Source organism: Martinezella rhizogenes (assembly GCF_007002745.1).
In the GTDB taxonomy this organism is placed as follows: domain Bacteria; phylum Pseudomonadota; class Alphaproteobacteria; order Rhizobiales; family Rhizobiaceae; genus Agrobacterium; species Agrobacterium cucumeris.
The window spans coordinates 1-19,342 of the sequence record NZ_SGNY01000005.1 but is presented as its reverse complement, the minus strand read 5'-3'; the positions used below and the strand labels follow the sequence as shown (position 1 = coordinate 19,342).

The 19,342-nt window shown below is 59.5% G+C and carries 19 protein-coding genes; 8 read left to right on the top strand and 11 right to left on the bottom strand.

The window, feature by feature from the left end; genetic code table 11:
• The first annotated feature begins 29 nt into the window (after window positions 1-29).
• On the top strand, window positions 30-1,130 hold the full coding sequence (locus tag EXN68_RS15830) for a Gfo/Idh/MocA family protein (protein ID WP_142841797.1): 1,101 nt from the start codon (window positions 30-32) through the stop codon (window positions 1,128-1,130).
• A gap of 17 nt (window positions 1,131-1,147) precedes the next feature.
• A complete protein-coding gene (locus EXN68_RS15825; RefSeq protein ID WP_003523774.1) occupies window positions 1,148-1,789 on the top strand; it encodes a ThuA domain-containing protein in 642 nt (213 codons plus the stop codon).
• A gap of 190 nt (window positions 1,790-1,979) precedes the next feature.
• Here the strand turns inward: EXN68_RS15825 and EXN68_RS15820 are convergent, their stop codons facing one another.
• Window positions 1,980-3,338, bottom strand: a complete 1,359-nt coding sequence (locus tag EXN68_RS15820) for an amidase (protein ID WP_142841796.1) — start codon at window positions 3,336-3,338, stop codon at window positions 1,980-1,982.
• A 345-nt stretch (window positions 3,339-3,683) separates the two neighbouring features.
• Here EXN68_RS15820 and EXN68_RS15815 point away from each other — a divergent pair, with 345 nt between their 5' ends.
• The 3 genes from EXN68_RS15815 to EXN68_RS15805 all read left to right on the top strand — a co-directional run bounded on the left by EXN68_RS15815 (window position 3,684) and on the right by EXN68_RS15805 (window position 7,922).
• Complete coding sequence (locus EXN68_RS15815) at window positions 3,684-6,026, top strand: EAL domain-containing protein (RefSeq protein ID WP_142841795.1); 2,343 nt, start codon at window positions 3,684-3,686, stop codon at window positions 6,024-6,026.
• A gap of 30 nt (window positions 6,027-6,056) precedes the next feature.
• The gene (locus tag EXN68_RS15810; protein ID WP_142841794.1) at window positions 6,057-6,950 is read left to right on the top strand and encodes an amino acid ABC transporter substrate-binding protein; all 894 of its coding nucleotides are present in this window, start codon (window positions 6,057-6,059) and stop codon (window positions 6,948-6,950) included.
• A gap of 66 nt (window positions 6,951-7,016) precedes the next feature.
• Window positions 7,017-7,922 carry an amino acid ABC transporter substrate-binding protein gene (locus EXN68_RS15805; protein ID WP_142841793.1) on the top strand — a complete coding sequence of 302 codons (906 nt, stop codon included), beginning with the start codon at window positions 7,017-7,019 and terminating at the stop codon, window positions 7,920-7,922.
• A 41-nt stretch (window positions 7,923-7,963) separates the two neighbouring features.
• Here the strand turns inward: EXN68_RS15805 and minE are convergent, their stop codons facing one another.
• From minE to minC, 3 genes are read right to left on the bottom strand one after another with little or no spacing between them, the layout of a single operon-like run.
• Window positions 7,964-8,224, bottom strand: coding sequence for a cell division topological specificity factor MinE (gene minE / locus EXN68_RS15800; protein WP_046802074.1), 261 nt, complete (start codon window positions 8,222-8,224; stop codon window positions 7,964-7,966).
• Window positions 8,221-9,036, bottom strand: coding sequence for a septum site-determining protein MinD (gene minD, locus EXN68_RS15795; protein ID WP_046802075.1), 816 nt, complete (start codon window positions 9,034-9,036; stop codon window positions 8,221-8,223). The genes minE and minD overlap by 4 nt, the downstream gene beginning before the upstream one ends.
• A gap of 37 nt (window positions 9,037-9,073) precedes the next feature.
• Window positions 9,074-9,802 (bottom strand): septum site-determining protein MinC, encoded by a 729-nt coding sequence (gene minC / locus EXN68_RS15790; protein WP_161991362.1) that lies wholly within the window; start codon window positions 9,800-9,802, stop codon window positions 9,074-9,076.
• Between the two features lie 409 nt (window positions 9,803-10,211).
• Between minC and EXN68_RS15785 the strand changes: the two genes are divergently transcribed.
• Window positions 10,212-10,898: an HAD family hydrolase gene (locus tag EXN68_RS15785; protein ID WP_142841792.1), complete on the top strand. Its 687-nt coding sequence runs from the start codon at window positions 10,212-10,214 to the stop codon at window positions 10,896-10,898.
• A 125-nt stretch (window positions 10,899-11,023) separates the two neighbouring features.
• Here EXN68_RS15785 and EXN68_RS15780 read toward each other — a convergent pair whose 3' ends face one another.
• The gene (locus EXN68_RS15780) at window positions 11,024-11,506 is read right to left on the bottom strand and encodes a DUF2244 domain-containing protein (RefSeq protein WP_142841791.1); all 483 of its coding nucleotides are present in this window, start codon (window positions 11,504-11,506) and stop codon (window positions 11,024-11,026) included.
• Between the two features lie 37 nt (window positions 11,507-11,543).
• Here EXN68_RS15780 and nth point away from each other — a divergent pair, with 37 nt between their 5' ends.
• On the top strand, window positions 11,544-12,326 hold the full coding sequence (nth, locus tag EXN68_RS15775; RefSeq protein ID WP_142841790.1) for an endonuclease III: 783 nt from the start codon (window positions 11,544-11,546) through the stop codon (window positions 12,324-12,326).
• On the opposite strand, the gene EXN68_RS15770 is transcribed toward nth, so the two are convergent.
• Window positions 12,288-13,025 carry a sulfate transporter family protein gene (locus EXN68_RS15770; protein ID WP_142841789.1) on the bottom strand — a complete coding sequence of 246 codons (738 nt, stop codon included), beginning with the start codon at window positions 13,023-13,025 and terminating at the stop codon, window positions 12,288-12,290. The genes nth and EXN68_RS15770 overlap by 39 nt on opposite strands.
• 299 nt (window positions 13,026-13,324) lie before the next feature.
• Here EXN68_RS15770 and EXN68_RS15765 point away from each other — a divergent pair, with 299 nt between their 5' ends.
• Window positions 13,325-14,158, top strand: coding sequence for a MurR/RpiR family transcriptional regulator (locus EXN68_RS15765; protein ID WP_142842073.1), 834 nt, complete (start codon window positions 13,325-13,327; stop codon window positions 14,156-14,158).
• Window positions 14,159-14,385: 227 nt separating this feature from the next.
• On the opposite strand, the gene EXN68_RS15760 is transcribed toward EXN68_RS15765, so the two are convergent.
• The 5 genes from EXN68_RS15760 to EXN68_RS15740 form a co-directional block, all read right to left on the bottom strand.
• Entirely contained in the window at window positions 14,386-15,960 is a 1,575-nt protein-coding gene (locus EXN68_RS15760; RefSeq protein ID WP_161991372.1) for an FGGY-family carbohydrate kinase, read from the bottom strand.
• A 57-nt stretch (window positions 15,961-16,017) separates the two neighbouring features.
• Window positions 16,018-16,737: an HAD family hydrolase gene (locus EXN68_RS15755; RefSeq protein ID WP_142841787.1), complete on the bottom strand. Its 720-nt coding sequence runs from the start codon at window positions 16,735-16,737 to the stop codon at window positions 16,018-16,020.
• 6 nt (window positions 16,738-16,743) lie between these two features.
• Window positions 16,744-18,228, bottom strand: a complete 1,485-nt coding sequence (locus tag EXN68_RS15750) for a mannitol dehydrogenase family protein (protein WP_142841786.1) — start codon at window positions 18,226-18,228, stop codon at window positions 16,744-16,746.
• 58 nt (window positions 18,229-18,286) lie between these two features.
• Complete coding sequence (locus tag EXN68_RS15745; protein WP_142841785.1) at window positions 18,287-19,063, bottom strand: L-iditol 2-dehydrogenase; 777 nt, start codon at window positions 19,061-19,063, stop codon at window positions 18,287-18,289.
• Window positions 19,060-19,342, bottom strand: a 283-nt coding sequence (locus EXN68_RS15740; protein WP_142841784.1) for a TOBE domain-containing protein, incomplete at its 5' end; no start/stop codon positions are given. The genes EXN68_RS15745 and EXN68_RS15740, both read right to left, overlap by 4 nt.

Below are 19,342 nucleotides of genomic sequence, written 5' to 3'. Positions count from 1 at the left end.
AGAATTTCTGATTTACGGGAGGAAATCACATGAACAGGGTCGGTATCGGCATCATCGGCTGCGGCAACATCTCCAGCGCCTATCTCAAGGCCATGGCGTCGTTTCCCATTCTCGACATTCGCGGTCTTGCGGATATGAACGAGGCGGCGGCGAAAGCCCGCGCCGATGAATTTGGCCTTCAGGCAACCAGCATCGACGCGCTTCTCGCCGATCCTTCCGTAGAGATCATCGTCAACCTGACAATCCCCAAGGCGCATGTGGAGGTGGGGCTGCGCGCGCTGGACGCCGGCAAGCACGCCTATTCCGAAAAGCCGCTCGGCATCAATTTCGCCGAGGGCAAACGCCTTGCGGATGCGGCAAAGGCAAAGGGCCTGCGCATCGGCTCAGCTCCGGATACATTCCTTGGCGGCGGGCACCAGACCGCACGCCGGCTGATCGATGAGGGTGTGCTGGGCCAACCGGTTGGCGGCACGGCCACCTTCATGTGCCCCGGTCATGAGCGCTGGCACCCCAACCCCGCCTTTTATTACGAGGTCGGCGGCGGGCCGATGCTGGATATGGGCCCCTATTACATCACCGATCTCGTCAACCTGTTCGGCCCGGTGGCCAAAGTGGCCGGCTTTGCCATCGCCCCGCGTAATGAACGCCTCATCACCAGCGAGCCGAAAAACGGTGAAAAAATCCCGGTCCATGTCGCAACCCATGTTTCCGGCGTGCTGGCCTTCCAGAATCGCGCCGTGGTGCAGGTGGGCATGAGCTTCGATGTGGCGGGCCACAAACACGTGCCGCTGGAACTCTACGGCACCGAGGGCACGTTGATCGTGCCCGATCCCAACCATTTCGGCGGCGAAGTGCAATTGCTGAAAAAGGGCGGCCAGTTCGAGCCGCAGGCGCTGTCGTCACCCTATGCCGACGGCAATTACCGTTCCATCGGCGTCGCCGACATGGCCCATGCGATCCGCGAGAACCGCCCGCACCGCGCCAATGGCGATCTTGCCTTGCACGTACTGGAGGTCATGGAAGCCTTCCAGACGGCATCGGACAGCGGCACGACCATTTCCATCACCACCAAGGCAGAGCGCCCTGCTCCGCTTGAAACATCGCTGGTCGACGGCCAGCTCGGTAAATAATCCGGAGGAGAAAATAAATGCGCGAAGCACTCATCGTCTGGGGCGGCTGGAGCGGCCATGAGCCGCAGGAATGCGCCACCATCGTCAAGGACATGCTGGAGGAGGACGGTTTCAAGGTCTATGTGGAGCATTCAACCGAGGCCTTCGCCGATCCTTCGGTACATGATCTCAGCCTCGTTGTGCCCATCGTCACCATGTCGAAGATCGAGAAGGAAGAGATCAAGAACCTCACGGCCGCCGTCGAAAACGGCGTCGGCATTGCAGGTTTCCATGGCGGCGCGGGCGACAGTTTCCGCGAATGCGTCGAATACCAGTTCATGATCGGCGGCCAGTGGGTCGCCCATCCCGGCAACATCATCGACTATCACGTCAACATCACCCGCCCCGATGACCCGCTGATGGAGGGAATTTCCGATTTCCCCTACACGTCGGAGCAATATTACATGCATGTCGACCCCTCCAACGAGGTGCTGGCGACGACGAAATTCACCGGCGACCATGCCTGGTGGATCGACGGAGTGGTAATGCCGGTGGTGTGGAAACGCAAATACGGCAAGGGCCGGGTTTTCTATTCGGCGCTCGGCCATCAGGCCAAGGAGTTCTCCGTGCCGCAGATGAAAACCATGTTCCGCCGCGGTGCCAACTGGGCGGCTCGGTAAGGTTTTCGGGCAGCGGCCTTACAAAGCGCCGAAATGCATCCTGCACCATCCACCCATTCGGCGTCATCCTCGGGCCTGTCCCGAGGATCCAATCACATATCGCAAAATGGACCGGCGCAGATCCTCGGGACAGGCCCGAGGATGACGGAGGAGAGGCTCACAAACTGGTAGGGTGAGCCACAGCCCTCTTTTAGCCCCGAACAATCTCTTCCGCAGCCATCGCCACACCCAGCAGGTGATCATCCGTCCCATGCAAGCCGGAAAGCAGCAGGCCGACCGGCATTTCTGCCTCGCCTGTTCCGCAGGGGATCGAAACACCACAGAGATCGAAGAAATTACCGATCTGGGTGTTGCGCAGGGTTTTCGCATTCATGGCGAAAAAGGCATCGTCATCATCGATGAGCGGCGCGACCTTTGCCGCGACATGCGGCAATGTTGGCGAGACTAGAAGCTCGTGCCGGCCGACCATGCCGGAAAACGCCACCGTCATGCGTTCGCGCGCCTCGAGAATGGCGATATAGTCAGGCATGGAGATATTCGCACCAAGCTTCGTTCGGGCAACGACGCGCGGGTCCATACGCGCGGCATCCGCACCTTCCAGCCGGGCTTTATGCAGGGAAAAGGCTTCCGCCGTTACCAGCGCGCCTTTTTCCCTTATAAGATCGAATAGTTCGGAGAAAATCGGGAATGCTTGACGCCGCACCGAAGCGCCGGCACGCACCAGCCGCTCCACCGCCTGCTCGAAGGCGGCCGCAACGCCATCCTCGATACCATCGAAAAACACTGTCTCCGGCACCACCAGCGACAGGCCGGAAAGAGGTGCGCGCGCCACATCAGCCGCGGCCTTGCCGCGCATGGCCGCATCCACCCAGACGGCATCCTGCACGGTGCGGGTGAGCGGCCCGAGTGAATCAAGGCTTTTCGCCAGGGGATAGACGCCGCGCATCGAATAACGGCCGCGGCTTGCCTTGTAGCCCACCACGCCGTTGAAGGCGGCGGGAATGCGCACGGATCCGCCGGTATCCGTACCGATCGCCACCGGCACCAGACCGGCGGCCACAGCCGCACCCGCGCCGGAGGACGAACCGCCGGGCAAACGGTGGCCATCCTGCGAGGCGGGGTTACGCGGCGTGCCATAATGCGGATTGATGCCGAGACCGGAAAAGGCAAACTCGCTCATATTGGTGCGGCCGATTGAGATCATGCCCGCCTGTTTCAGCGCCGTCACCACATCCGCATCGCGGGACGCCGTTGTGCTCTCCGCAAGCACTGTCGATCCGGCCGTGGTCGCCATGCCCTCGAGATCGAAAAGGTCCTTCCAGGCCACCGGAATACCATCAAGTACACCACAGGAACGGCCGTCGCGAATGCGTTTCGATGCCGCTTCAGCCTCCGCCATGGCGCGCTCGGTCGTCAGGCGGATAAAAATCGCCTGGTCGTCGTCCTGACCAATCGCATCGAGCGTCTCCTCCACCAAACTACGTGGGTCGAGATGACCGCTCTGGATGAGAACGGAAAGTTGCGCGATGTTTTTGCCCCTGTGAGCCATGATATCTTCCCTGAAACCGGCATGTTGCGGACAACATGCCGTTTCTCCGCTGCTTGGCAAGGTCAATTCTCGTCCCCCTGCAGCCGGGAATCCACCTTGAAGAACACGTAAAGCGTGTCATAAAGTCTTGGTGATGCCGCTCCAGAATATAATCGCCAGCACCCGGTTTTTTCAACTCAGGGTGCAGGCGAGCAGCGCCTTATATAAGCGACGACTATAAAAAGACGGATTAATTCTTAATCGCATCTAAACTTTGTTGAATTATTTAGCAGACAGCATTGAAATGCATGCCCTATAAAATTCCATAAAACAATCATAACGCGACATCGCGGGGGAATATCGCGAATGGAAGAGACTGCCTATCGGGGGATAGATAGACAGACTGAACCCGGCCACACGCTTGACTCAACGACGCAGCCGGAAAATGCCCGGTTTTCGCGCCGCCGTTCGCTTGCCAGCAAGATAACCCTGATATTTCTGGGCGGTGTGATCTTTTCCTACAGCATCGGTGCGCTCGTCGGCTGGTACATGTTCGTTGCCGCCGCCAGCGAGCAATGGCTCAATCAGGCCCGCGTCAATTCTCAGATCGCCAGTGCGACGCTGCGCGGCATCTATACCTATGTCAGCGTTACCGCCGACGAGGGCGGTCAGGTCAACGGCATATTGACCGACAAGCCGATCGGCGACGACGAATCCATTCTCGTTACCGGCTTTAATCCCAGCGATGTTCTTGCCCTCATCGGCGCGCAGACCAAAAATGCCGTCTGGCTTTTCCGCTATGACGAAACCGATTCCGGCTTCAGGCAGATCGCGGCAGCCTTCGACAACGCCACCGATGACGCCGAAAAACCGCTCGCGACGGACCCCATTTTCGCGAAGGATGGTGTCGCGGCGCGGTTCGCCACCGGCTTTGCCACCATCGGAGAGTCCAGCCATTACATCGGCCTGCTGCCGATCATCAGCACGGAAACAAAAAAACCGATCGGTGCGGTCGCTGTCAGTATCGGCGGTTCGGATGCACTTTACGGCGCGCAGCGCAAGCTGATCTACAATTCGCTCGCCGCCCTGATCGTGGTGCTGACGGTCACGGGCGTACTTGTTACGGTGATCGCGAGGCATTTCCTGAAGCCCGTTCCAGCCCTGGTGCAGGCGACGCTACGGATCGCCCGCGAGGAAACCGATATTGTAACGCCGTTTCAGGAACGCAGAGACGAGATCGGCGACATGGCAACCGCCATTGAAACGCTGCGCGAAGCGGTTCTGGAACGCGGGCGCCTCAGGCAGATACGGGATATGGCCGAGCAGCTGGAACATATGGCGCATCACGATGCGCTGACCGGTCTTCCCAACCGCGTATTGCTGATGAAGACGCTGGAGAACCGTCTCGAACATCTTGCCGTATCCGGTCAGCCATTCAACGTCATGCTGCTCGATCTCGACCGCTTCAAGGCCGTCAACGATACGCTGGGCCACGCTGCCGGCGATGCTTTGCTGGTGGCCGTCGCTTCACGGATTTCCGCCGTGCTCGGTGAAAACGACATGGTGAGCCGGCTCGGTGGCGACGAATTCGCCATAATTCAGGCGGGAAGCAACGACTACCGGACAGATGCCGCCCTGTTGGCAAAACGGGTGGTGCACGCGGTCTCACGCAGCTTTAATCTCGAAGGCAGCGACATCAGCGTCGATACCAGCATCGGCATCGCCTGCGCACCGGACCACGGCACCTCCGCTACCCAGCTTCTGCAGCAGGCCGATCTCGGACTTTACCGGGCGAAATCCATGGGCTGCGGCCTTTTCGTATTTTACGAGCCCGGCATGGACATGGCCGCGCAGCACAAGCACGCGCTGGAAATAGACATGAAATCCGCCCTCGAAAACCACGAATTCGAGCTGCATTACCAGCCCGTGGTCAACCTGCAGAGCGGCCGCATCGTCGCCTATGAAGCGCTGGCCCGCTGGCGGCACAGCAAGCTTGGCCTCATCACGCCGGACCGCTTCATCGCCATTGCCGAAGAAAACAACTTCATCAAGCCGCTCGGCGAATGGGTTCTGGCGCAGGCCTGCATGGATGCCATGGCCTGGCCAAAGGACATCAGGCTGGCCGTCAACCTCTCCGCTGTCCAGCTCGGCAATGACGACATCGTCCCCGTTGTCGATCGCGCCCTTGAAACCTCCGGCTTCCTGGCGGAACGGCTGGAGCTGGAAGTGACGGAAACGGCAATGCTGGAACGCGACAGCAGCGCAAGAGCTCTGAAGCTGTTGAAAGAAAGAGGCGTCCGTCTCGCCCTTGACGATTTCGGCACCGGCTATGCCGGTTTGAGCACGCTGACCCACGTGGCCTTCGACAAGATCAAGATCGATCGCGAATTCGTCTCCGGCCTGCCCGCCAATCCCATGTGCTCGGCGATCGTCAACACCATCATCGACATGGCTGATCAGATCGGCCTGAAGGTGACCGCCGAGGGCGTGGAAAACAGCGAACAGGTTGCCGCATTGAAACTTTGCGGCTGCGACGAGGCGCAGGGTTATTATTTCGCCGAACCGGCGCCACTTGCGCATATCCTCAAAAATCGCGCCATCATCACGCCGGCCGGGAAAGACGGGTTTGGCAGCGGAGGCGACCAGTCGCTGCGCGACACCGGGCGTCCACTACAGGAAACCTATAACCCGCCACAAAAAGCGATTTGAGAAACCGGCCGCCGGCCAAAAGGAAATAACATGCGTCTTGCGGTATTTTGCCTTTTCGTCACATGCTTTGCCCCCATCACCCCGCTGCAGGCCGCCAGCGAAGGCGATACGCTGCAGCAGATTGCCAGGACCGCAAAAATCCGCATCGGCTACCGCGAAGCCGAGCCGCCATTTTCTTACCAGCTGCCGGATGGAGAGGTGACGGGTTTCTCGACCGATCTCTGTCGGACGATCAGTGAGGATATCCGCAAGAAGCTGAAGCTCGACAGGCTCGAGCTCGAATATGTCAAGGCCACGCCCGCCACCCGCTTCATTCTCGTCCGCAGCGGCCAGATCGATATCGAATGCGCCGCCACGACCAACAACAGCGAACGCCGGAAAATCGTCGATTTCTCCTATCCGAACTTCATGACCGCGACGCAGTTTCTATCGCGCAGACAGGACAATCTGAAAAACCTTGCCGATCTGGCTGGCCGTTCCGTCACCTCCGCTTCCGGTACCGTCAATATCGAGCAGCTGAATGCCATAAACCGGGAAAAGAACCTCAATATCTCGGTCATGCCGACGAAAACCAATGAGGAAGCCTTCGCGCTCGTCGTTTCCGGCAAGGCTTCCGCCTTCGTCATGGATGGCATCCTGCTGGCAGCCCTGGCTGCGACATCCGAAAATCCGAACCTTTATGCGCTATCGCAGGAAACGCTGAGCGCACCGGAACCCTACGGGCTGGTTTTCCGGCGCGACGACCCGGCCTTCAAGGCGGCAGTCAATGAAAGCCTCAAGCAGATTTTCGACGGTCCTGCCATTCACGACCTCTATGAAAAATGGTTCACCAAGCCCATTCCGCCCAACGGCATGAACCTGAACCTGCCGATGGCGGCGAGTTTGAAACAGGCTTACGAACATCCGAGTGAATATCGTGACTGAGGGCGCTGCCTCCGGCCTGCATTATGAAGACATGTTTTGACAGATCATTTTAGCTGGAGATGCGCGATGCAGAGATCGACATTGGGGCTTGCACTCGGAATTTTAAGCCTTTTATCCACCCAGGCGGCAAGTGAAGACAGCCAACCGCCGACCCTCGAAACCATTGCGAGGACCGGCACCATCAGGCTGGGTTATGCCGATCACAATATTCCCTTTTCCTATCTCGGCACCGGCGCAGAACCGATCGGCTACAGCATCGAGCTTTGCCTGAGGGTGGCGGATTCCATCAAGACGAAACTGGGCTTGCCGGACCTGAAGATCGACTTCGTCAAACGCACCCCCAGCAACCGCATTACGCTTCTCAATGATGGCACGATCGACATTGAGTGCGTGGCGAGTACAAACACGGAGGAAAGGCGCAAGGCGGTGTGGTTTTCCTACAGCCATTTCATCACCGGCACGCGCTATGTGGCGCTGAAATCCAGCCGCTTGAACACGGTTGCCGATCTCGCCGGCCGCACCGTGGTGGTGACGACCGGAACCATCAACATCAGCCAGTTGAATGTGCTGAACCGCAAGCTGGGGCTGAATATCGCCGTTCTGCAGAATGACAGCACCGCAGGCGGTTTCGAGATGGTGACGGAAAACCGTGCCTCCGCCTTTGTCATGGACGATATTCTTCTGCGGTCCTTCGTCGCCGAGACAGGCAAGCCGGACGACTATTCCATATCGAACGAATATCTCGCCCCGCCGCAGCCCTACGGCCTGATGCTCCGCCACGGGGATACCGGTTTCCGGGATGCTGTCAATGAAGCGTTGGGGCAAATCTACAAGAGTGGCGAAATCGAAAAAATCTACGAAAAGTGGTTCAATGCGCCAATCCCGCCGAACGGCATCAACCTGACACGCCCAATGCCCGGCGATCTGGCCGAGATATTCCGAAGGCCCGTCGACACGACGGCAGACAAATGAAAACGCCGCCCGTTGAAGGGCGGCGTCTTTCGCAAAATATCTTATGCAGCGCGCAGGTCCGCACTCAACGGTATCTCGACATCGATCTCCAAGATGGAGACATGCTCGTCGCGATCCATCTTCACATGCACCCTATCGCTGTCGATCTGCACATGCTTGGCAATCACGGCAAGAATTTCTTCCCGCAGGACAGCGACGAGATCGGTTCCCGAGGATGCCCGTTCGTGGGCCAGCAGCACCTGCAGCCGTTCACGCGCAAGCGGTGCCGACTTCTGTTTACGGAAGAGACTGAAGATGCTCATGCAGCCCTCCTTGCAAAGATCTTGGAGAAGATGCCACGCTTCTCGCCGGGGATGACGACCGGAATGTCCTCGCCGGAGAGGCGGCGAGCGGCGTCGAAATAGGCCATGGCCGGGGCGCAGCGGGCATCCGCCAGCGTTACCGGAGCGCCAACGTTGGAGGCGCGCAGCACATCCGTGCTTTCCGGAATGATGCCGAGCAGCGGAATGGAGAGGATTTCCAGAACGTCATCCACCTTCAGCATGTCGCCGCGTTCGGCGCGGGCGGAATCGTAACGCGTCAGCAGCAGATGCTTTTCCATGCGCTCGCCGCGTTCAGCCTTCAGCGTCTTGGAATCCAGGAGGCCGATGATGCGGTCGCTGTCGCGTACCGAGGAGACTTCCGGGTTGGTGACGACGACGGCCACATCCGCATGGCGCATGGCCAGCGTTGCGCCGCGTTCGATGCCGGCCGGGCTGTCGCAGATCACCCAGTCGAAATGTTTCTTCAACTCGTTGATGACCCATTCGACACCTTCCGGCGTCAGATTGTCCTTGTCGCGGGTCTGCGAGGCAGGCAGCAGGAACAGCGTCTCGAGGCGCTTGTCGCGGATCAGCGCCTGCGTCAGCTTGGCATCGCCCTGAATGACGTTGACGAGATCGTAAACCACCCGGCGTTCAGCACCCATGACGAGATCGAGGTTACGCAGGCCGACATCAAAATCGACGACCACGACCTTCTGCTTGTTCTGCGCCAGCGCGGCGCCAAGCGCTGCAGTCGAGGTGGTCTTGCCAACCCCGCCCTTGCCGGAAGTAACAACGACTACCTTCCCCATATGGCTCTCCTGTTCCAATAGTTGTTTCTCTGTTTTATCAGCCAAGTTTTTCGGCCCTGATCGTATCGTTTTCCAGCCACAGCTGAACCGGCTGGCCGCGCAGCTTTTCGTCGATGTCTTCGGCAACCTTGTAGACGCCATCGATGGCCAGAAGCTCTGCCTCGAGCTTGCGGCAGAAGATGCGCGCCGAGACGTTGCCGAGCGAACCGGCCATGGCACGCCCACGCAGGGCGCCGTAGATATGCACCGAACCGCCGGCGATGATTTCCGCACCCGAGGCGACCGAACCGATAACGGTCACATCCCCTTCGGGAAACATGATTGACTGGCCGGAGCGAACCGGCTCGTTGATGACCAGCGACTGCACCACGGCACGGATTTCGCCCGCAGCACGCGGCTTTTCTTCCGGCAATTCGGCAGCAACCGCAACCGGCTCCACCTCGACATCGGAAGCGGGCTTCCCGCCCTTCAGCGACGGCGGCATGCCCGGCTCGATCATCGAAGGGCGAACGCCCTCAATGCCCATGATGCCGACATTGCGCTCCGTCAGCGCCGAGAGAAGCGACTTCAGTCCCGCCTTGTCGAGTGACAGTTCCGACACATCCAGAACAACCGGACGCGACAGGAAGAAGCCGGCCGAGCGGGCGGCGAGATCATCAAGCCGCTCCAGCCATTGATCGACCGGAGATTCGGGGGACAGGACGACCGCGAGGAAGGAGCGGCCTTTGATACGGATCGAACGCTGGTCTGTTAGCACTTTGGTCATCTTGGTAAACAAATCGTTGACAATTAGGTACCTCGAATATGGTTAACAAATGGTTAACGACACCCTCCAGGCGACGGTCTCGTTAAGAAATTTTCGTCAGGAAAAATCTCATGCAAAACATTCAAAAACATCCATTAGCTTTTGATTTTGCGTATTTCCGTCGCTTGCGAAAACTCATGATAGCGGTCGAGCCTTGCTGCAACCTGACGCTCCGTGAGACCGCATCCGTCGCCAGCATCCCTAACCCATCTTGCCCGAGTCGGTAAGACGCGAACCGTCCGATTCCGGGACACTATCCGCCGTCGGCCAAGTGCCTGTCATGGGCTTCAAGCGGGAAAAAGCGATTTCGTTATGCCGTCCGATGCTATAGACACGGGGGCAAGCCCGGCACCTTCAACGGAAGAATGAAATGCACAGCAAAGTCCCACCGCAGAACCAGACATTTTCGCAAGACTATGCCGCTTTCCTGTTCGACATGGATGGAACTTTGCTCAATTCCATTGCTGTGGTGGAGCGGGTCTGGCGCGAATGGGCCGTGGATAATGGCATAGAGCCCAACGCCTTCCTGCAGCGCATTCACGGCATGCGCGCTTCGGAAGTGGTGCGCCGCGAGGCCGTTCCGGGTCTCGATGTCCAGGCAGAGGCCGATATGCTGCTGCAGAAGGAAATGGACGATGTCGACGGCATTCTTCAAATTCCCGAAGCGGCAGCGTTTCTCGCAAAATTGCCGGCCGGCAAATGGGCCATCGTCACCTCGGCTGCTCGCGCGCTTGCCGAACGCAGGCTGGCAGCGGCGGGCCTCACACCGCCCGCAATTATGATCTGCGCCGAAGACGTGGTGAACGGCAAGCCGGACCCGGAAGGATATAAAAAGGCGGCGGAAAAGCTCGGCGTCTCGCCGGAACGCTGTGTTGTCTTTGAAGACGCGCCCGCTGGTATTCAGGCCGGGGAAAGCATGGGCGCGACAGTGGTGGTCATCAACGCCACCCATTCCCATCCCATCGAAACGGCGCATCTTTCCATTGGCGGTTATGGTGAACTGGATGTCAGCATCAACGACGACGGCAGCTTGAAACTTACGGGCAGCAAAGGCTGAAGAGCCGACCACGGAGCGAGCGAAACACCGATTTCATTTGCGGGTAGATTCCCCGCCCGCCCCCCTATGCAACGCCACCCCAGTGCTTGTCCCGGACATAACGGAGAATGAGAGGCGCCGCGCTGTCACGTCCGTCGTCGCACGGTAGCGAGCGCGCCGCCGAATGCCTTGGCGAAACTTTCCCGATCATCCGGATTGAGAAACGAGCCGACATCGGTCGCCCGCCCCTCACCCGTCACATGCATGGAAACGATGCCGATCTCATCGTGCCGCCGCACCTTGAAGCGCGCCCAGAAGGGATTAAAGCGATGTTCCACCATGCGCCCGGCCGGAGAGAATTTGCGGATCGACAGGCTGGTGCGGGAGATGCGAACCTCTTCCCGTGCTTTTGCGGCGCGATAATTGGCGCGAAAAGCAAAGTAGAGCAGCAGAAAATCCAGCCCGAAGAACAGGCCGACCGGCCATGCCCCGGTGGCGAGGAAAAAGCCGCCATAGATCAGGCAGGCGAGCCCCGACAGGGCAAGAAGCAGCCGGAATCCCCTTCTTCCAAGCGAACGGTGCGGAACAAGTTCCGCCGCGAAAATCGGTTGGTCGTTAAGCGTATCCACGTTGCTTTCCTTCGGGCGGGCTGGCTATAGATAGACCATGACAGTCGCCAAAAAACGATCCAGCACCCAAACCTTGAAAAAGTCAAATCCGGCATCCGCGCGTAAGCCAGCGCGGGTGAAGACGGCCTATTCGAAGGACGAACTGACCGAGATCTTTCGGCGTTTTTCCATTCAGCGGCCGGAGCCGAAAGGCGAGCTGGAACACACCAATCCCTTCACCCTCCTGGTCGCGGTGGCGCTTTCGGCGCAGGCGACCGATGTCGGCGTGAACCGGGCGACACGAGCACTGTTCAAGGTGGCCGACGGGCCAGAAAAGATGCTGGCGCTCGGCGAAGAGCAGCTGATTGACCATATCAAGACCATCGGCCTTTACCGCAACAAGGCGAAAAACGTCATCGCCTTGTCGCAGATGCTGATCGACAACTTCGGCGGCGAAGTGCCAAAGACCCGCGAGGAGCTGGTGATGTTACCCGGCGTCGGCCGCAAGACGGCCAATGTGGTGATGTCGATGGCCTTCGGCGTGCCCACGCTTGCGGTGGACACGCATGTGTTCCGTATCGCCAACCGGCTCTGTCTTGCGCCGGGGAAAACCCCGGACGAAGTGGAAGACCGGCTCGTCCGCATCATTCCCGAGCAATATCTGTTCCATGCCCATCACTGGCTGATCCTGCACGGGCGTTATTGTTGCAAGGCGCGCAAGCCGGAATGCGAGCGCTGCGTGATCGCCGATATCTGCAAGTCGCCGGAAAAGACCTTCGACATTCCAGCCCCGCTGGTGGAGCTACCCGCGCAGCTGTTCGGTGCGGCCAGCGGCGAATGAGGGGTCACGCCGGCTGACGGCCTTGTGCAGATGGACCATCATCGAGGCGGCGAAGAGCGGCGTCAAAAGGTTGAGGAACGGGATGGCCAGGAAAGCGGCGATCACCAGACCGGCCATGAAAACCGTCGTACGGTGTTTGGAGCGGAACAACCGTGCTTCGGCGGGCGAGCGAAAACGCATTGCCGCAAATTCGAAGAATTCCCGGCCGAGCAGATAACCGTTCACCAGGAAAAACGCGATGAGGTTGACGCCCGGCACCAGGAGCAGCAAAAGCGCAATGAGGTTGCCGGCAATAACGACACCGAAGAACTTGATCGACGACAGCACGGCCTCGCCGATGGGCATTGCCTTGCCCTGCGGATCATCGGGATAGGTCTTTTTCTCCACCACTTCGGCGACATCATCGAGAAACAGGCCGGCAATGACGGCGGTGACCGGCGAAATCAGCAATGCCAGTGCCAGCGCCAGCCCTATGCCGGCAAAAATGGCGAAAACGAAGGTCAGCCACCCCGCCCAGTCGGGTATGCCGGGAATAAGCGTATCCACCCATGGCAGGGCGAAATAGATAAAGATGGAGCGGATGGCGAACCACAGTGCCGCCAGCACGAGAAGCGTGAGCCCCAAAACCTTCCAGAACACCGACCGGGTCTCGGTCGCAAAGAGATTTTGGAATGCCAGCCTCGCTGCATCAAGAATCATTCGGAACTCCCCGGGGGCCTCTCGCGTTGAAATTCTCTAACCAAACGACAGATAAGAACTGGGCCTGCGCTCTGCAAGACAGGGTGAAAGCCGCCAAACGTCTGAAATTAAACCGGAGATGGAATTTCCCTTGAATAAAAGGTATCTCTAAAATATAATAATCCATCTATAATATTTCGCATTCCTGTCCGGTGGAGGGCAAGGCCGGGAAAGCTTACCCCCACCGTCAAATCGTGGTTCGCACGCCCGTTTCGCGCGCGCGGATGCATCATCGTTCAATAATGATAAAAAATGAGGCGTTGGTGGAAAAGCTGCTGTTGAATCTTACCCGTGCCATGAAGGCCGGCACACCTTCCGAGCGCAAGATCGCCAAATATCTGATCGAGCATCTGGACGAGCTACCTTTCGAAACGGCGCAGACGCTGGCTGCCAAGCTCGGCCTCAGCCCGATGACGGTCGGCCGTTTCTTGCGTTCGCTCGGATATCGGCAGTTCAGCGACATCCGCGCCGATCTGCGCCATGCGGAACAGACGGCTGGCCCGGACCAGCCCACGGTGATCGAAAGCGGAGAGCGCCAGTCCAACCCGTTTTCTCAACTCCTCTCGCAGCAGATACAGGCCATCCAGACCGCATTCGACATGACCGCCCAGCCAATGTGGCGTCTGGCTATGACCGAAATCACCTCGGCAACCGATGTTTTTCTGGCGACATCACCGGAAGGTCTTGGCGCCACACGTCACTTCCACGGACGGCTTCTGGAATGTCGCGGCCACGTCCATTATCTCGGCAGCGACAGTGCCGCCTATGTCGCCCTGTGGGATTTCGAACCGCCACAGACGCTTCTCGTCATCATGGATTGCGGCGGCAGCCTCTCACCCCTGCAGCACCTGTCAGCAACCGCACGCAAAGGCGGCTACAGAACCCTGTTGATCACCACCCGGTTTTACGAATGGGGTCCTGAAAGCGCCGATATCTGTCTTGCGCTGCCTCAAGCTCATAATGGCGGCCAGGGTCTGCTGCAGCTCGTCTCCCTGATGGAATTTACCCTCTGCAGCCTGATGGCGGAGGCCAATGAAACGCGCAAAACGCGGATGAAAAACCTCTTAGGCCTGAAGCGTTCGCTGGGCATCTGATTGGGAGCATGCTCTGAACAGGGACCTAGAGCGAGCGAGCGCTTCCCGCTTGTTTCTTCTCCCCGCCGGGGAGAAGTCCGCGGCAGCGGGATGAGGGGGCGACGGTAGAGATATTCGGCAGCGTTGCCCATCATCCGACCCTTCGGGCCACCTTCTCCCCGGCGGGGAGAAGAAACAAGCTGTGTTCACCCACTCCTGATTTTGCCCCCGCCATTTGCCGGCAAAAATCAGAGGTTCTCCAGTTCCTGACGATGGCGATACATGGCGAGAAAACGGCGGTAGTCCCGTTGATAACGGGGTGTGAGCGCCGGATTTCCGGAAATTTCCGCATTGCCCGGATACATGGCCGCGCCAGCCGCCACAATACTCGCATGCACCCCACCGGCCGCTGCCGCCGTCATCGCCGTGCCGAGCAATACGGCATCGGCGGTGGCGGGAACCACGATGCGCTTGCCCGTCACATCGGCGTAAAGCTCCATCAAGAGCGGGTTCTTCACATGCCCGCCGGTAACGTGCAGGCTTTCGACCGAATAACCGAAGCGCTCCATGGCATCGAGCACATGGCGCGCACCGAGCGCAATGGCCACGGCGGTTCGCCAGTATAAGCGGCAAAGACTGTCGAAGGAGGTATCCAGTGTCAGCCCGCTGATGACGCCAACCGCATGCGGATCGGCAAGCGGCGAGCGGTTGCCGTGGAAATCCGGCAGCACATGCAGCCGCTCGGCAAAGGCCTCCCCCTCAAGCGCGCGCAATTCAGTGACACGGGCAACGATGCGGGCATGCAGCGCCGTATCCGGTTCACCGCCCGCCGCATGCATGCGCACGATATGATCAAGCAGCGCGCCGGTGGCTGATTGCCCCCCCTCCACCAGCCAGTGACCGGGAAGGATCGCCTGCCAATAGGGACCCCAGAGGCTGTGGCCGGGCATCTGCCGCTCGGACATGGCAACGAGGCAGCTGGAAGTGCCGGCGATCAGCGCCACATGCCGACCGACATCGTCCGAAAGGCAACCGCCCAGCGCACCGAGCGCTCCGGCATAGGCATCGATCATGCCCGCCGCCACCTGACAGCCGGTGTCGAGACCGAGTTCCACCGCCGCCTCGGGCGAAAGCGGGCCGATGCTCTCCCCTGGCATCACCGTGGTTTCCGGAAGGCTGGCGCGCTCTTTCAGATCGGCAAGCCCCGCCAGTCCCAGATAATCCGCCTGCCAGCCGGGATTTTCCTGCGCCAGAAAATTCCACTTCGCCGTCTGCGTGCAATTTGAGCGCTTAGTTGAACCGGTTGCTTTCCATGTCAGAAAATCCGCCAGATCGAAGGCGAAGGACATGCGTCCCCAGCTTACCGGCATATGCGTCTTCAACCACATCAGCTTCGGCATCTGCATTTCCGGCGACACGCTGTTGCCGGCAAAATCCAGCACCCGATGGCCCGAGGCCGTCAGCCGGTCGGCCTCCGAGATCGCACGGTGGTCGAGCCAGACGATGGTATCGAACCTGTCCTCACCCGTCACCGAAACTGAAACCGGCTCTCCCCGCGCATCGCGAATGACCAGCGAGCAGGTGGCGTCAAAACCGATGGCGGCGATGCTTTGCGGCAGAACGCCGGCATCGGCAAGGGCTGCTTTCACGGCAATGCAGACCGCATTCCATATATCGGTGGAATCGTGCTCGGCGTGGTTTTCACGCGGCCGCTGCATCAGGATCGGGTGGGTGGAGCGGGCGAGAAGCCTGCCGGTCGGATCGAAAATGCCAGCCCGCGCGCTGGCTGTACCGACATCGACAGCGACGAGATTTTGACGCATCAAGACTGTAATTCCATCCCTTGCGCAACGACCCGACGACGGCAGGCAAAATACGCTTCAGCCTGCGTCACGTTCCACTTGGCCGTCAAAACCGCCCTTCCCCACATAGTTGCCGACAAGTTGGACCAAATCCGGCATCGCGTCAAACACGGCATCCGCACCAAGCCCGGCGATCTTCTCGCGGAATGCGGGAAAGCGCGCATGCGAGCCGCCGGTAAAGGCAAAAACGCCCATGCCCGCAGCCTTTGCGGCCGCAATACCGGCCGGGCTGTCCTCAATCACGATGCAGTGACGCGGCTCGGCGCCCATCGCCTGCGCCGCATGCAGGAAAAGATCGGGCGCCGGCTTGCCATTCTTCACCATCGTGGCGCTGAAAACATGTGGCTCGAAGCGGTCGATCAGGCCGGTCAGCCCCAGCGAATAACGAATGCGCTCCGGCTGGCTGGAAGAGGCCACGCAGCGTCTGAGGGCCACAAGCCGGTCCAGCGTTTGCGCAATGCCGTCGATCGGCCGCAGCTCGGTGCGAAAGCGTTCGAACAGCGTCGCGCGCATATGATCGAGAAAATCAATGTCGGTTTCGACGCCGTAATCCTCAAACAGCGTCGCCGTCATGCTGGCGACGCTGCGGCCGAGAAAACGCTCATAGGCCTCTTCCTCTTCCATCGTCACGCCGAGATGGGAGAGCATGTCGAGGAGCACCGAGACCGAGACCGGCTCGCTGTCGACGAGAACGCCGTCGCAATCGAAAATCAGCAGAGGCCCGGTCCGGTCTTCCATTTCACGTCACTTTTCAGCCAGCTTGTCATCCAGATAAAGCTGCAAGGTCTTCGCCGTGCCTTCTTGCCACAGCGTCTTCAATGCGTGGGCAAAGCGTTTACGGAAAAGTTCCGATTCGGCAACCTCCCCGAAAATATCGTCGAAGACGAGGAAAGCCGCAGGGTCATCCTTGGCCTTGATGGCGGACGCCTGCAAACGCTCGGCGCTCGCATCGTTGAAGGTGATTTCCTTGCCGCTGTCGGACGTGCCGTAAAAATAGCGGCACCACAGGGCAGACACCAGCGAAAGGCCGACGATATCCTCGCCGCGAGCCAACCGGTCGGCGGTGGATGGCAGAATGAATTTCGGCTGGCGATTGGAGCCGTCCTGCGCCAGACGCGGAATGGTGTCGCCGATTTTCGGATTGAGGAAACGCCGTTCGATGAGTGCGAAATAGTCGGCAAGATTTGTATCGGGAACCGGTGGAATGACCGGTATGATCTCTTCATTTTCAAGCTTTGCCAGAAACGCCCGGATCAGCGGGTGCTCCATCGCCTCATGCACAAAATGAATATCGAGCAGTGCTGCCGGATAGGCGATTGCCGCATGGCCGCCATTGAGGATGCGGATTTTCATGTGCTCATAGGGCGCAACATCAGAAACGAACTGCACGCCGGCCTTCTCCAGCGCCGGGCGACCTGCAGGGAAATTATCCTCCATCACCCATTGCTTGAACTCTTCGCAGAAGACCGGCCAGTTGTCGTCGATGCCGAAATCGTCGCGGGCGATAGTGCGTTCGCGCTCGCCGGTGGCAGGCGTGATGCGGTCAACCATGGAATTGGGGAAAGCGACATTTTCGCCGATCCAGTTGGCGAAGGCCGGATCCGACAAGGCTGCGAGCCCAACCACGGCATTTTTCGTGACCTTGCCATTATGCGGAATGTTATCGCAGGACATGACGGTAAAGGGTTGCAGCCCCTTGTCCCGCCGCGCCTTCAGCCCGGCGACGATGAAGCCGAACACGGTTTTCGGCGAAGCCGGGTTCTTCCCGTCGTCGGCAATGGCCGGATGCTGCGGGTTAAAGGAACCGGAGGCATCGATGAAATAACCGCCCTCGGTAATCGTCATCGAGACGATGCGGATCTTCGGATCGGCAAGGGTATCGATAATCGTCTTTGTGTCGCCGACCTGCAGAATGTCGATCATCGGCCCGGTAACGCGCGCACCGGTGCGACTATTGTCCTGTTCCACGACGGTGGTCAGGAAATCCTGCGCCGCAAGCTTTTCGCGCATCACCGCATCCGAAGGCAGCACGCCCGCACCGATGATGGCGAAGTCATGGTCCGTGCCCGTATTGAACAGATCATCCAGATAGACCGCCTGATGGGCGCGGTGGAAATTACCAACGCCGAAATGCACGATGCCGGCGGAGAGATCAGCACGGGAATAGGCCGGAATCGCCGCCGTTTTTTGGGCTTCGTCAAGCGTTGCGAGGGAGAGTTTGCATGTCATGTCACGATCCTCGAAAGGGGAAACGTTGTTCGTGCCGGTCACCGGGAAACCCCGGTGGTCAGCTCATCCAGTTGCCGCCATCAACATTATAGGTCTGGGCGACGATGTATTGTGCCTCATCGGAGGCAAGGAAGACCGCCATGCCGGTTAGATCCTCGGCACGGCCCATACGGCCGAAGGGCACAGCCTCGCCGACCAGCCGCTTCTTTTCGCCGGCCGGGCGGTTTTCATATTTCGCAAACAGCGCATCCACACCGTCCCAGTGCTCGCCATCGACCACACCGGGCGCGATGGCATTGACGTTGATGCCGTGTTTGATGAGGTCGAGACCGGCCGATTGCGTGAGGCTGATGACGGCGGCCTTGGTGGCGCAATAAACCGCCACCAAGGCCTCACCGCGCCGGCCCGCCTGGCTTGCCATGTTGATGATCTTGCCGCCTTTTCCCCGAGCAATCATTGTTTTTGCGGCGGCCTGCATCATGAACAGCGTGCCGGATACGTTAATCGAAAACAGCCGCTCGTAGCTCTCGCGTTTGATCTCGACAATCGGTGCGAGGTCAAAGAGTGCGGCATTGTTGATGAGGATATCGAGCCCGCCCGCCTGGCCTTCCACGGTGCGGATGGCGGTGTCGATGGAATGCTGTTTGGTCACATCGAGTTCGACGGCATAGGCGTTCTCGCCGATCTCGCGGGCGGTCTTGCTCGCCCGCTCGAAATCGATATCGGCGATGGCAACCGTCGCACCCTCGCGCAGATAGGCTTCAGCGAAGGCGCGGCCGATGCCGCGTGCCGAGCCGGTTATCAGCGCGGATTTGCCCTCCAGTCTTCCCGTCATAGTGCGATACCCTTCTCATCAAACCTGTGTATCTTGGTCTCGTCCGGGGTGATGAAGACGGTATCGCCATGCCTGCATTCGAACTCGCCGTCCGTGCGGGCGGTGATCGGGCCGATGCCTGACACCTCGAGATGCAGGAAGGTATCCGATCCGAGATGTTCGGCGACGGTGACCTTGCCCTGCCACAGCCCGCTTTCCTTCGACAGCAGCAGATGCTCCGGCCGCACGCCGGCGGTGGTGGCGCCCTTGCTGCGGGCAAAGTCGCCGGTGATGAGGTTC